Source organism: Flavobacterium sp. B167r, assembly GCF_056824315.1.
In genome coordinates this window covers 2,125,327-2,138,561 of sequence record NZ_CP124859.1, presented here as the reverse complement: position 1 = coordinate 2,138,561, position 13,235 = coordinate 2,125,327, and the positions used below count along the sequence as shown (strand labels likewise).

Below are 13,235 nucleotides of genomic sequence, written 5' to 3'. Positions count from 1 at the left end.
AAACCTAAAAAATGCTCGAAAAAAATTTCTCAGGATTTGTTTTAGAAACTGGAACCGACGAGGCTGGCAGAGGATGTCTTGCTGGGCCAGTTACTGCAGCGGCTATAATTTTACCCGAACATTTTGAAAATACGATTCTCAATGACAGTAAACAATTGTCTGAAAAAACGAGAGCGCTTTTAAGACCTATCATAGAAAAAGAAGCTTTATGTTTTGCCGTTACGCATTTATTTCCAGATGAAATTGATGAAATAAATATTTTAAATGCTTCTATGAAAGGAATGCAGGAATGTATTTTAAAGCTAAAACATGTTCCGGAATATATTATTGTTGACGGAAATCGTTCTTTAAATGCAAAACTCGGACTCAAAAACACTTTCGGAAAACAGTTTTCTGAAGATGAGATTACACTTTTAAAATCTATTCCAAACCAAAGTATTATTAAAGGAGATGGAAAATATCTGAGTATTGCCGCCGCATCTGTTTTAGCAAAAACGTATCGTGACGAATATATGGATCAAATTCATGAAGAATTCCCAATGTACAATTGGAAGCAAAACAAAGGATATCCAACCAAAGAACACCGAGAAGCCATTAAAGAATTCGGAACCACAAAATACCACAGAATGAGTTTTAGGCTTTTGCCAGAACAATTAGAACTTGTTTTTGAATAAAAAAACGACCTAATCAGGTCGTTTTTTTATTTTTTACTTTTCAAAAATTCTGCAAATGTTTTTGTATCATAATAAAAAGATCTAACAGCAGTAATTTTTCCGTCCTTCAAATCTAAATGCTCTGAAATTGGAACCGACATTGTTTTACCCGATTTTTTAGATTTACAGTTTATTGTAAAATAAATGATCACTTCATTTTTAGAAGCATCGCTAAAATAAACCGGTTCTTTCTCTATCTGTAAATCAAAAAATTCTGTTGATTTTGTAAACATTTTGGTCCATTCGCCAAAACCGATATAATTTCCTCCGTAAGGCAAACCCGCAGCTTGATTGTAAACCGCTCCGTCTGCAATTAAAGCTCCTAAAGCATCAAAATCTCTTGTTTTAAAAAGGCTTTCGTAGTATTTAGCCACTACTTTTAGATTATCAGCTTCTAGATTTTTCAAAATATCCGCTTCAGATAAAGTTGCTCCTTTATCCCAGAAACCAATAATTTTACTTACCTGTCCTTTGCCATTTAAACGCGCAAAGTCGCGCCCAGCCATTATAAGATTATTTTTAGAATCTAGAACTTTCCATTCCCAGGTTACATAATTGTCTTTTACGATTTTGGCTCCCGAAGTTAATACTGCATCTGGGTTTTTCTTGTAGAATTCGTTGATCACGTTATTAAATGCCACGGTTCCCTTTATTGAAGCCGAAGGATCTTCGAAAGTACTATCTTCCAACCAAATCGATTTAATCATTTTTAATCTGGTATCGCTATTTTTTTCCTGCCACACTTTTTCATAAACTGCAACGGGATATAATTTATCTTTCTTTTGGGCAAAAAGACCATTAAGCACAAAAAGGAAACAGAATAAGTAGATTTTTCTCATAAGCCATCAGGATTAAAATTTTAATAGTAAGTACTCAAATTTAGCACAAATACCAATGAGAATGACGTGTAACGCATAATTTGTCTTTCCTTCAAAATCTTAACTTTTGCGAAATGGTTTTTCCCTTTTTTCAATATATTTTTAGAAAAAAACAGCTTTCTATCTAAAAAATGAGACGAAACAAAAAACCGTTTCAAATAAAATACTTGAAACGGTTTACTTTTTTAGCGCTATTTTTAAACAAATTCAGCTTCGAAGAGCTCTTTGAAATGTTTTATAATTTTAGCTTTTACTTCTTCTTCGTCTACTTTTTCTACACCAAGTTCTAGATTGAGAGAAGTAACGCCTTTTCCGCGAATTCCACACGGAATAATATTATCAAAATATCCTAAATCGACATTTGCGTTTAAGGCAAATCCGTGCATAGTTACCCATCTTGAAGCGCGAACACCCATTGCGCAGATTTTGCGTGCAAATGGAGTTCCTACACCAAGCCAAACTCCTGTTTCTCCTTCGCTTCTGCCCGATTCTAAACCATATTCTGCCAAAGTCAGAATAATTGATTCTTCTAGCAAACGTAAGTATTTATGAATATCCGTAAAGAAATTTTCTAAATCCAAAATAGGATAACCTACAATTTGTCCAGGTCCGTGATAGGTAATATCGCCACCACGGTTGATTTTATAAAAAGTTGCCCCTTTGGCTTCGAGCTGTTTTTCGTTTAATAATAAGTTCTCCAGATCGCCGCTTTTTCCTAAAGTGTAAACATGCGGATGCTCAACTAATAATAAATAATTTGGCGTTGGCAGATCTAGTTCTTCTCTTCTGTTCTTGATTTTTAAATCGACAATGTCTTTAAAGATTTCTTCCTGATATTCCCAAGTCGATTTGTAATCTTTTTTGCCCAGATCCTGAAGTTGGATTTTTTTATTCATTTTAATTATTTTTCAAACTCAACGTCAAAGTTCAGTTTGTCAGGATTCTCCATATAATCCGTAAAAGTGTATTGAATTGTAATTGATTTGCGATCATCGCTAAATAAAGCAGTTGGATTTGAAACTTTCTTTATTTTTTTTGGAAAATGATAATTTACGATATAGCTAGATGAAGCAAACATCATTTTTGACATATCTCCTGCAGAGTCTTTTGCTTTTGCTGCCTTTTTTTGCAAATCGACAACCGCCTTTCTCGTAAATTTTTTCCCATCATAAGTGTAACTCAATTTACTGCCGTTATCTCCAAAACCGCTTCCCATAGGATTTGAGCCTCCTTCTAATTTCTGAAGTGTGCCTAATGTCTGCAAAATATCTTGAAGTTCATTTACATTTTTAAAATCAGTTTTCATTATCATTTGAAACTGTTTTTTCTCTGAACTCATTTTTGTTGACACAACGAAATTTTCCAATTTCTTAAGCTCCTTTTGCGTTTCTGGCGACAACTTAGCGATACTGTCTTTTTTCTCTTCAAACATTTGTTTGAAAGTAAAAGTAGTATCAATATCTTTTTTAGCCTCTCCCATTTGACCTGCAATTTGATCGCCAGCCATTTCCATTAAAGCGGAACCATCCATATCTACAGCGAATTTTCCGGTTCCGTTATCGTTTATGTAAATGTTTTCAGTGAAAGTACAGCTGGTTAACGTCGCTATTAAAAAAGAAAAACTAAGTAGTTTATATAATTTCATCGTAGTTATATTTTTATCAAAGATACAAAGACTATTCTTAAAAATACATTTTGTTGGAAACCTCAAATTATTGCTCAAATTCTACTTTAAAACCAAAATCGACACTGCTTTCCTGCGCGTTGTCTAAAGGAATTTCAAGAGTAAAACCTTTTCTATCTTGCGTTAGAACCGCGTTTTTAAGCGAAACAGTTTTGATCTTTTTAGGAAAATGATATTCGGCAATATACTTGCATTCTTTCATCATTTCTTCCATTTTTTTAGAGAACGGATCATCGTTTTTTTCTTTCTTGGCTTCTTTTTTCTTTTTACCTTTTTTATCGTCTTTACCAAGTGTTACAGCCTTAATAAAAACCTTACCATCATAAAAAATAGTTGTAGCCGATTTTTCTTCTGGTTTGGGCATAGCACTTAAGAGTCCAAGATTTTTTTTATCTGCTGCAGCCAATCCTTCTAAACTTTCGGCAGGTGTTGCAATAGTTTTATATCCTGTTCCGCTAGGGAAATCAAATATCATACTATATTCAAATTCCTTTTTTTCTTCGTTGATTTTTATGCTCACTTTAAAATCCTGTAGAATTTCAAGTTTCTCCTTTTCTTTTTCTAACAGCTCCAATTTTTCTTTGTCACCATTTGGCAATTTAGAAATACTGTCTTTGACTTTGTCAAATACCTCTTTGAAAGTAAAAGTGGTATCCACTACCTTACTGACTTTTGTAGAATCTGCTTTTTTCATTCCGAGTTTATACATAGGTGACATGTCAAATCCGTAAGAGAAAGTTCCTGATCCATCTTCGTTCATGACCACTTTTTCCTTAAGCGTACAGCTTGTAATACAAAACATTATAAAAAAGCAAAGTAGAATTCTTTTCATTATTTTAGGCTAATTAAGTTATATGAGCGAAGATACTTTCTTTTCTGAATTATTTTAATTTTATTCTAAAACAACATTGAGATTACTAATTTCAGGATCATAAAGAAAATCTGAAAGCTGAAATTCTAAGGTTAGAGATTTTTTGTCTGCCCCTATAACCGCTTTTGAATTTGAAACTGATTTGATCTTTTTTGGAAAATGATATTTTAAAGTATACGACTGAATCAATTTTGAAGAACCATAATTTGCTTTGAATTTTTGCGATTCTTCTCTTACTTTTTCTAATTCAGCTGTGTTTATAATGGTTACAGAACGTTTAAAAATTTTACCATCAAAAGCATATGAAATTCTGAAATAATGGTTTTCTGCCGTTAAAGCATAATTATGCTGAATATCTGAAGCATAATCTTCTGTTTTAAATAAATCTGGAATTTCTGAGGCTTTATCAAAATGAAGCGTAAAAAGCGTTCTAAATTCTTTTTCGAAAGAGCTTCTTTTTATTTTTACTTCTACATTGGCATATTTTTGAAATAACTGTTGTTCTTCTAGTTTATATTTTTCAAAGTTCTCGCTGTATTTATTGATATAATCTTTGAAGATATAAGTTGTATCCTTAAAAACATTTTCTTTAGAATATTCTTCTCCAGCCAATTGCATATAGCTATTTTCTTCTCGAAGTTGTTCCATTTCTATTGTACCGCTTCCATCTGAATTTAGGACTAGCGTTTCTGTAATTTGACAGCTTGCAAAAAAAATTAGTACAAGAAAAACAGCTAAATATTTCATTATTTTAAAGATTCTAAGGTTCATAGTGGCTAAGATACTAAGTTTTTTTAGTCGCTACGTTCCAACTAAAAACTCTTATGAAAACAAAAATTTCTAATCTAGCCCCGATAGAAATGGAAATCCTTTTGTGCCGGTGTTCGGCATAAAAGATTGAAATGGATAGCGGGACTAAAGTTGATTGAAACCCAATAATTTGATGCTGCAAAAAATCTAAAATCTGCATTCTAAAATCTACATTCTTTTTTTTATCTTTGCAGACTTAAAAAATAAAGCAAAAATGGCATTATCAGAACAAGAAATCATTAGAAGAGAAAAACTTCAGAACTTACGCAACTTAGGAATCAATCCTTATCCGGCTAATCTTTTTCCTGTAAATCATACTTCGAAGCAGATAAAAGAAACTTTTGAGGAAGGTAAGAAGGTTATCGTTGCTGGACGTTTAATGAGTGTTCGTGATCAAGGTAAAGCTTGTTTTGCTGAATTGCAGGATAGCGAAGGACGTATTCAATTGTACGTGAATCGCGATGTTTTGTGTGAAGGTGATGATAAAACTTTGTACAACACAGTTTTCAAAAAATTAACTGATTTAGGTGATTTTATTGGAATTGAAGGTGAGTTGTTTACTACACAAGTTGGCGCACAATGTGTTCGTGTAACTGGTCTTACTTTCTTAAGTAAAACGTTACGTCCGCTTCCGTTGCCAAGAGTTGATACAGACGGAAACGTTCATGATGCTTTTAAAGACGCTGAATTGCGCTACAGAATGCGTTATGTTGATTTAACTGTAAATCCGCAGGTTAAAGAAACTTTTATTAAACGTACAAAGTTGTTTACTGCAATGCGTGGTTATTTTAACGATGCAGGATATCTTGAAGTTGATACTCCAGTTTTGCAATCGATTCCTGGTGGCGCTTCGGCAAGACCATTTATTACGCACCATAACTCGCTTGACATTCCGCTTTACATGCGTATTGCGAACGAATTGTATTTGAAAAGATTAATTGTTGGTGGATTTGAAGGTGTTTATGAGTTCTCTAGAAACTTCCGTAACGAAGGAATGGACAGAACGCATAATCCTGAGTTTACTGCAATGGAAATATATGTAGCTTACAAAGACTACAATTGGATGATGGAATTTGCTGAAGGTTTACTTGAGCATTGTGCTATCGCTGTAAATGGAACTAGCGAAGTTACTTTTGGCGAGCACACAATCAACTTTAAAGCGCCTTACGCTCGTGTTACAATGACCGATTCTATCAAACATTTTACTGGTTTTGATATTTCTGGAAAAACAGAACAGGAATTGTTCGAAGCTGCAAGAGGAATGGGAATCGAGGTTGACAACACAATGGGTAAAGGAAAACTGATTGATGAGATTTTTGGAGCGAAATGTGAAGGAAATTATATTCAGCCAACTTTCATTACAGATTATCCAAAAGAAATGTCTCCGCTTTGTAAAGAGCACCGCGATAATCCAGATTTGACTGAGCGTTTTGAATTAATGGTTTGCGGAAAAGAAATCGCAAATGCTTATTCTGAATTAAATGACCCTATTGACCAAAGAGAGCGTTTTGAAGATCAAATGCGTTTGGCAGCAAAAGGTGATGATGAAGCAAACGGAATTATCGACGAAGATTTCTTAAGAGCGCTTGAGTACGGTATGCCTCCTACTTCTGGAATGGGAATTGGAATGGATCGTTTGATTATGTATTTGACAAATAATGCTTCGATTCAAGAGGTTTTATTGTTCCCGCAAATGCGTCCTGAGAAAAAACAAACTGTTGAATTATCTGATGAAGAGAAATTTATCGTTGATTTATTGAAAGGAAATGAAAATAAAATGGATCTTCAGCAATTAAAAATTACCGCAAATTTAAGCGGTAAAAAATGGGATGCTTCGATGAAAAACTTATCTAAATACGGTTTGACTAAAGTTGCTGTTGAAGGTGAATTTAAATTTGTGGAATTGGTGGGGTAAATTCCTTTAAAATCATATAAAATTTAAAAAGGGGCTTTTATTTAAGCTCCTTTTTCATATATAAATATTTTCCTTAATTTTGGAAACATGGAAAGAGCAAAACTTATTGTTAAAAATTTCGGACCTCTAAAAGATATTGATATCGAAGTTAGAGAAATGGTTACTTTTATTGGTGCGCAAGCTTCAGGCAAAAGTACCTTAGCTAAACTTCTTTCAATATTTGAAGATGAAAAATTTAGAAGAGATGATAATATTTCTTTTGAAGAAGAATTAAAAAAATATAATATCTTCAATTACTTAAAAAAAGACACTTTTATATCTTACGATAATATAGATTATGGTGAAAAAAGCCCTTTTAAACTAAAATATGTAGAGGGTGTTTTTTCTAAAGCAACTGCTTATAGATTTTTATCAGTGATTAAAGAAATAAGCAAAAATCCTAATTCAAATCAAAAAAAGGCGGCTGAAATTTTAAAAAAAAATTTAAACTCCGAAATAATCGATTGCTTACTAAATGATTTCGAAAAAACACTTAAAATTTTTAGTACTAAACCTCAAAAGATAAAATTTCAAAAGTTCATTAGTACTAAAATCCATCAAGATATCAAAGAAAAATGTTCTGATGAAATTCTTGAAATTCTTGAAAGAGATAAAAGCATCGAAAATTACATTTGGATACTTGAGCAATTAATTAATCTTTTTCCAAATTTATATTTATTTGATTCTATATACATACCTTCTGAACGAAATTTTCTGCACTTGATAGCAGAGAATACATTGGGTTTAATAAATAACAACGTTCAAATACCTAAACACTTGCTAAATAGTGGACAGGATTATGAAAAAGCAGTTCAAACAATAAAAGAATTACCATTAAAAATTATTGATAAAAAAGTCAAATATAAACGAGAAGGAAAAACTTCTTATATATATCATAATGATAATGAAAAAGTAGATTTATTAGAATCCGCATCTGGATTACAATCAATTATTCCAATTTTGCTTTTAGTTGAATATTCCAAATCACTAAAAGAAGAATACAATTTTAATTTTGTTGTGGAAGAACCAGAACTAAATTTATATCCAAAAGCACAACATGAATTAATTAAGTATCTAGTTGAAAACTGTTTATTTGATAGAAAAAATTTAATTCTTACGACACATAGCCCATTTGTTTTAGCATCTATAAATAATTTATTATTAGCTTATGAGAAAGGGCAAAAATTTCCAAAAGAAGTAAATAAAATTATAAAAAAAGAATCTTGGCTAAATCCTAAAAACTTTATTGCTTACGAATTGAAAAATGGTAAAGCAAAAAAAATAATGAATGATAAATTAGGGCAGATTTCTGAAAATATGATTGATGGTGTTTCTGATACTTTTGTTGATGAATTTGATAAACTACTAGATTTATGAGTTTTGAAGATTTATTAGCTAATTTTCCTGATTTAGAAAAAGATGTTTGCTACAAAATTTTAATAGATCCTCTTTACTTTCTTGAAGAAATAAAAGATTCAGTCGTTACATTTAAATCGGAAGAAGAATATTGGAATCTATGTTTAGAAAACGAAAATTCGAAAGAAATTTTGTTTCTCGAAAATGAATATTCAGTCATGAAGAATGAAAATTCAAAAAAATGTGACTGGGCAGTTTATGAAAACAAAAACATTTATTTCGTTGAATCCAAAGATGTCAAACCACGAAATAGAAGAAAAGAAAGAAATGATGCAACTGAACAATTAATTGCTACAATTAAATTTTATAATTCAAAAATTGACCTAAGTTCAGTTTCGATTTTTTCTCAAATTTGTTTTCAATCCAAATCAAGAGTAATTAAAGCTGGAGATCAAGCCCGTAAAGTTTTATTTAAACAATATAATTCGGAATTTTCAGAAGGTAATTTTATAAAATTTTAAATATTTCAAATCAGCCTAAGTCAAATGAGCAATCAAGAATTTTATCACCTTGATGAACAAGAAATAGACATCCTTAAACAAAGTGAAGATGATATAAAATACGGAAGAGTCATTTCTCAAGAAGATTTGGATAAAGAAGATCTTGAATGGCTTAACAGTATATAAATTCAAACCCGACAGGTTTTAAAAACCTGTCGGGTTTTTCTTTTTAACATTAAAAAACAAAAAAAAATCTCAATCAATTGAACATAAAATTGATTTTTCATTCGTTTTTTTTGGGAAATAAATTACTACATTTGGCACGGAAAATAGGCTTTTTATAAAAATCTATTTTTCACCCAAAAACCCAATTCAATTAACATTTTTCAACCAATACTCTAAATGAAAATTAGAAAAATCTCTCCCAACGAAGATTTAGAAACAACAGTCAACAAAAAAAGAAACCGTTACAAGTTTGTTCTTATCGCTATTATCGTTCTCTCGGCTGCAGGCTTTTTAGGATTTAAATATTTTAAACCAAAAAAAGAAAGTGTTTGCTTAGGCACAGACACCAAAATCTATGATACTTATAAAAATGCAGTTGTGCTTGTAAAACATAGATATGGCTATTTTGTTAAAATTAATGGAAAAGAATTTCAACTTACTGCTGAAGACGCAAAGGAAGAAACAATTTACGGAACTGGCTTTTTTGTAGATACAGAAGGAGACATGATCACCAATAGACATGTTTTACAGCCATGGAATTCAACAGAAGAAGAGAGCGAAAAAGTAAATGCTAACATACGAAATCTAAGAATGAAAGTTGCTTCTATTTTAACGACCGATGTTTCTGAAGATGAATATGAAAGTTTTATTAATAACAACTGGTCACATGCTTCCGTTTCATATAGTGAAGGTGAAGAAGAGGGAGATTATGAGGAATCTAGTGAAGAAACTAGTGAGTCTGCAGGTGAAGAATTTGTTAGTTCTAATGAAACAGAAGCAGATACATCTCAAGTAACAACTGATTTAGCAGCGTCTATTCCGGTGAAAGAATATGTTTCTATAGAAAACATTGAAGTATTTATAAAAACTGTAGACATTCAGGTTGCTCTTCATAACTCTGATAGCGAATGGATTAATTGTGAAATGAAAAAAGTTTCTGATGACAGCAATATTGATTTAGGTCTTTTACAAGTAGCCAATCATAAAACTCCGTCAACTGTTACCAATATCATTAGTCTCGATAATATCGTTGACAATGATGCTTCTTTAGCTCCTGGGCAAAAAGCGATAATGGTGGGTTATCCGATGGGAATAGATTTGGCACAGACAAATTCAGGCATTAAAGTACAACTTTATGATGGTCAAATAAGTAAAGAATCTGATGGAAATAAAATTCAATACAGTATAACTTCTACACACGGTGCTAGTGGTTCGCCGGTTTTTAATGAATGTGGCCAACTAATCGCGGTTAATTTCAGTGGATTTGATCAGGTTCAGGGTTTCAATTTTGGAATTGTAGCTAAGCATATTCTATCCCTTTAATTTGAAAAAATTCAAAAAATAAAGACTTTAAAGCTAATCGGATTTTCACATTTCAAATCAAATAAAATTGCGCTTATTAATTATGAATAAATTTTTTACTATCTGTGCACTACTATTCTTTAGTGCCGCTTTTTCACAGATTCCATCTTTGGATGTCGAAAATCAGAAAAAAAATTCAGTAATCTTACAAGAAGTACAAATTGAAACCAAGATTTTAGGAAATCTTGCATCGACTACAGCAACTTATACATTTTACAATCCTGGCGACAGAATCTTAGAAGCAAATTTTACACTTCCATTACCAGAAGGAGTAAGTGTAAGCGGTTATGCTTTAGACATTAACGGAAGTTTAAGAGACGCTGTTCCTGTTCCAAAAGAACGAGCTAAAGAAGTATTTGAAAGTATTGAAAAAAGAAATGTAGATCCAGGTATTATTGAAAAAGTAGCTGGAAATAATTTCAGAACCAGAATTTATCCAATTACAGCTAGAGGCAGCAGAATCATTAGAATTACTTACAATCAGGAATTAAAAAATTCGGCTACTGATTATCAGTATTTTTTAAGTTTTGCTAATGCGTTTAGTATTCCGAAATTTAATCTGAAAGTATTGGTTAATGAAGGCCTGACAACTCCAAAAATTACTGAAAATCCAGATGGAAGTTTTACTTTTGAGAAAAAAGGAAATCAATGGGTTGCTGAAATTAAGAAAACGAATTTTACGCCGATTGAAAGCCTAAAAATAAGCATTCCAAAAGTAAATGAGTCTTCGAATGTAATGCTTCAAAAAGCTTCTGACGATAAGTCGTATTTTGCGGCAAGCGTTTCGATGAATTTCCCTGTACAAGAAAAAGCAAAATCTCAAAAAATTGCTATTATTTGGGACAATTCATTCAGCGGATCAAAGAGAGATCGTCAAAAAGAACTGGACTTTCTTAATGCTTATTTCTTAGATAACAAGAATGTCGCAGTCTCTTTTATTCTTTTAAATAATATCCTTGAAAAAACAGAAGAATTTACTGTTTCTGGAGGAAATTGGAATGCATTAAAAGAAAGAATCCTTAATCTAAAATACGATGGTGGAACTGATTTTAGTGCTTTAAAAGAAATTTCATCAATAGACGAATATCTTTTTTTTTCTGACGGAATTTCAAATTTTGGAGATTTAACTCTAAAATTCAAAAAACCAGTTAACAGCATAACGAGCACGCCAACTTCTGATTTTAATTTGCTGAAACTTTTAGCTTCACAATCAGGAGGGAATTTTATCAATCTTAACGAATTAGATACGCAATCTGCTCTAAAAACATATAAAAGACTTCCTATTGTATTTTTAGGTTTTAAAGAAACGAATACGCTTCAAGAATTGTTTCCAAATGTTGGAACTGCGGTAAACGAACCAGTAAATATATTCGGAATTTCATCTTCAAACTTGAGCAAACTTACTGCTGTTTTTTCAGTAGGAAATAAGAAATTTGAAGTGCCAGTAGATTTCAATAACGCTGTACAAGTAGATAATTGGCCTCTTGCGCAATTTTGGGCACAACGAAAAATTAATGATCTGGAACTTAATTCAACACAAAATAGTGATGAAATTAGAAATCTGAGCGAGCAGTTTGGAGTTGTAAGCAAGAACACCAGTCTTATCGTATTGGAAGATGTAAATGATTATGTTCGTTTTGGCATTACTCCTCCAGAGGAATTATTATCAGAATACAACAAAATCGTTTCGCAAAACAAGAGAGAAGTTTTAGAAAAAAGAAGAAATCTTCTATCTAAAGCTTTTGATAAAACACGTGAACTGACAACTTGGTGGAATAGTGAATTTAAGCCTACAGAAAAAAAACTGTATCCTAAAATTTCTAAGCAATCACAAAAATTGTCTTCAGAAGAAAGTGTTGTTAGCGATAACGCCGTATCTTCTGCAGAAAGCAGAGCAAGCGATAAAAAAACATCTTCTGGAAAAATAACTTTGGTAGATGTAGAAAGCACTCAAGAGTACATGAAAGATTTTCAATCTTTACAGTCTGCTGAATTGATTTACCAAAAGTATCTTGAAAATCGTTCAAAATACGAGAAACAAGTAACGTATTATTTTGATGTTTCTAAACTGCTATTCAAAAAAGGAGACAAAGTACTTTCTTTAAAGGTTTTAAGCACATTAGCAGAACTTGATTTAGAAAATGAAGAGTTGTACAAAACGATCTCTTATCTATTGAAACAGAGAGGAAATTATGAAAAAGAATTGTGGATTACCCAAAAAATTCTAGAATGGAGACCTTTTGATGCTCAAAGTCATAGAGATTATGCATTGGCTTTGGTTGACAATAAAAAACCTCAAGAAGCTCTTAACATCTATAGAGGAATGCTTTATCAAGAATATACCGATGAGATTTCTGTAAGAGACAATGGCATTGAGGAGATTTTGATTATGGAAATCAATAATATTTTGAGCCAAAACAAAAATGTTGATGCAAGCAAAGTAGATGATCGTTTAAAAGCAAATCTTCCTGTTGATATTCGTGTAGTTATTAACTGGAATAAAGACAATACAGATATTGATCTTTGGGTTACAGATCCAAGAGGAGAAGATTGTTCGTACTCACATAAATCGACAGAAATTGGAGGAAGATTAAGCAATGATTTCACTCAAGGTTTTGGTCCTGAACAGTTTTTACTAAAAAAAGCAATTAAAGGAAAATATAAAATCAAAACTAATTTCTTTGGTGAAAGACAAAATATTCTTTCTGGACCAACAACGGTGATGGCAGAAGTTTACCTTTATTATTCTGATGGTAGACAGGAAAGAAAAATTGCGGTTTTCCAAAGTCAAAAAGAAAACAAACGCGAAAGTGACAGTAAAATTCTAATTGGAGAATTTGAATTTTAGAAATTACAGCTTTTACTAAATATTAAACCCGACA

General features: G+C 31.8%; 12 protein-coding genes. 7 read left to right on the top strand and 5 right to left on the bottom strand.

Translation table 11 applies throughout. The features are described 5' to 3' along the window. Positions 1-11 precede the first annotated feature (11 nt). The gene (locus QLQ96_RS09635) at positions 12-674 is read left to right on the top strand and encodes a ribonuclease HII (RefSeq protein ID WP_482496471.1); all 663 of its coding nucleotides are present in this window, start codon (positions 12-14) and stop codon (positions 672-674) included. Positions 675-700: 26 nt separating this feature from the next. On the opposite strand, the gene QLQ96_RS09630 is transcribed toward QLQ96_RS09635, so the two are convergent. From QLQ96_RS09630 to QLQ96_RS09610, 5 genes are all read right to left on the bottom strand, one after another. Beyond that, entirely contained in the window at positions 701-1,552 is an 852-nt protein-coding gene (locus QLQ96_RS09630; RefSeq protein WP_482496470.1) for a nuclear transport factor 2 family protein, read from the bottom strand. Between the two features lie 236 nt (positions 1,553-1,788). Further along, positions 1,789-2,487 (bottom strand): lipoyl(octanoyl) transferase LipB, encoded by a 699-nt coding sequence (gene lipB / locus QLQ96_RS09625; RefSeq protein WP_482496469.1) that lies wholly within the window; start codon positions 2,485-2,487, stop codon positions 1,789-1,791. A gap of 5 nt (positions 2,488-2,492) precedes the next feature. Next, positions 2,493-3,236 (bottom strand): hypothetical protein, encoded by a 744-nt coding sequence (locus tag QLQ96_RS09620; RefSeq protein ID WP_482496468.1) that lies wholly within the window; start codon positions 3,234-3,236, stop codon positions 2,493-2,495. A gap of 67 nt (positions 3,237-3,303) precedes the next feature. Beyond that, the gene (locus QLQ96_RS09615) at positions 3,304-4,107 is read right to left on the bottom strand and encodes a hypothetical protein (protein WP_482496467.1); all 804 of its coding nucleotides are present in this window, start codon (positions 4,105-4,107) and stop codon (positions 3,304-3,306) included. A 60-nt stretch (positions 4,108-4,167) separates the two neighbouring features. Further along, the gene (locus tag QLQ96_RS09610) at positions 4,168-4,893 is read right to left on the bottom strand and encodes a hypothetical protein (RefSeq protein WP_482496466.1); all 726 of its coding nucleotides are present in this window, start codon (positions 4,891-4,893) and stop codon (positions 4,168-4,170) included. A gap of 277 nt (positions 4,894-5,170) precedes the next feature. Here QLQ96_RS09610 and lysS point away from each other — a divergent pair, with 277 nt between their 5' ends. From lysS to QLQ96_RS09580, 6 genes are all read left to right on the top strand, one after another. After that, entirely contained in the window at positions 5,171-6,871 is a 1,701-nt protein-coding gene (lysS, locus tag QLQ96_RS09605; protein ID WP_482496465.1) for a lysine--tRNA ligase, read from the top strand. An 87-nt stretch (positions 6,872-6,958) separates the two neighbouring features. Beyond that, complete coding sequence (locus QLQ96_RS09600; protein WP_482496464.1) at positions 6,959-8,287, top strand: AAA family ATPase; 1,329 nt, start codon at positions 6,959-6,961, stop codon at positions 8,285-8,287. Next, positions 8,284-8,787, top strand: coding sequence for a hypothetical protein (locus QLQ96_RS09595; RefSeq protein ID WP_482496463.1), 504 nt, complete (start codon positions 8,284-8,286; stop codon positions 8,785-8,787). Before QLQ96_RS09600 ends, QLQ96_RS09595 begins: the two co-directional genes overlap by 4 nt. Positions 8,788-8,811: 24 nt before the next feature. Further along, positions 8,812-8,952, top strand: coding sequence for a hypothetical protein (locus tag QLQ96_RS09590; protein ID WP_482496462.1), 141 nt, complete (start codon positions 8,812-8,814; stop codon positions 8,950-8,952). Positions 8,953-9,168: 216 nt separating this feature from the next. Continuing rightward, positions 9,169-10,314, top strand: a complete 1,146-nt coding sequence (locus tag QLQ96_RS09585; protein ID WP_482496461.1) for a S1 family peptidase — start codon at positions 9,169-9,171, stop codon at positions 10,312-10,314. 82 nt (positions 10,315-10,396) lie between these two features. Further along, positions 10,397-13,201, top strand: coding sequence for a VIT domain-containing protein (locus QLQ96_RS09580; protein WP_482496460.1), 2,805 nt, complete (start codon positions 10,397-10,399; stop codon positions 13,199-13,201). Positions 13,202-13,235: the final 34 nt, after the last annotated feature.

Coding starts and splice junctions, on each gene's coding strand:
- QLQ96_RS09635 (WP_482496471.1), top strand. CDS start 12: ATGCTCGAAAAAAATTTCTCAGGATTTGTTTTAGAAACTGGAACCGAC.
- QLQ96_RS09630 (WP_482496470.1), bottom strand. CDS start 1,552: ATGAGAAAAATCTACTTATTCTGTTTCCTTTTTGTGCTTAATGGTCTT.
- lipB (WP_482496469.1), bottom strand. CDS start 2,487: ATGAATAAAAAAATCCAACTTCAGGATCTGGGCAAAAAAGATTACAAA.
- QLQ96_RS09620 (WP_482496468.1), bottom strand. CDS start 3,236: ATGAAATTATATAAACTACTTAGTTTTTCTTTTTTAATAGCGACGTTA.
- QLQ96_RS09615 (WP_482496467.1), bottom strand. CDS start 4,107: ATGAAAAGAATTCTACTTTGCTTTTTTATAATGTTTTGTATTACAAGC.
- QLQ96_RS09610 (WP_482496466.1), bottom strand. CDS start 4,893: ATGAAATATTTAGCTGTTTTTCTTGTACTAATTTTTTTTGCAAGCTGT.
- lysS (WP_482496465.1), top strand. CDS start 5,171: ATGGCATTATCAGAACAAGAAATCATTAGAAGAGAAAAACTTCAGAAC.
- QLQ96_RS09600 (WP_482496464.1), top strand. CDS start 6,959: ATGGAAAGAGCAAAACTTATTGTTAAAAATTTCGGACCTCTAAAAGAT.
- QLQ96_RS09595 (WP_482496463.1), top strand. CDS start 8,284: ATGAGTTTTGAAGATTTATTAGCTAATTTTCCTGATTTAGAAAAAGAT.
- QLQ96_RS09590 (WP_482496462.1), top strand. CDS start 8,812: ATGAGCAATCAAGAATTTTATCACCTTGATGAACAAGAAATAGACATC.
- QLQ96_RS09585 (WP_482496461.1), top strand. CDS start 9,169: ATGAAAATTAGAAAAATCTCTCCCAACGAAGATTTAGAAACAACAGTC.
- QLQ96_RS09580 (WP_482496460.1), top strand. CDS start 10,397: ATGAATAAATTTTTTACTATCTGTGCACTACTATTCTTTAGTGCCGCT.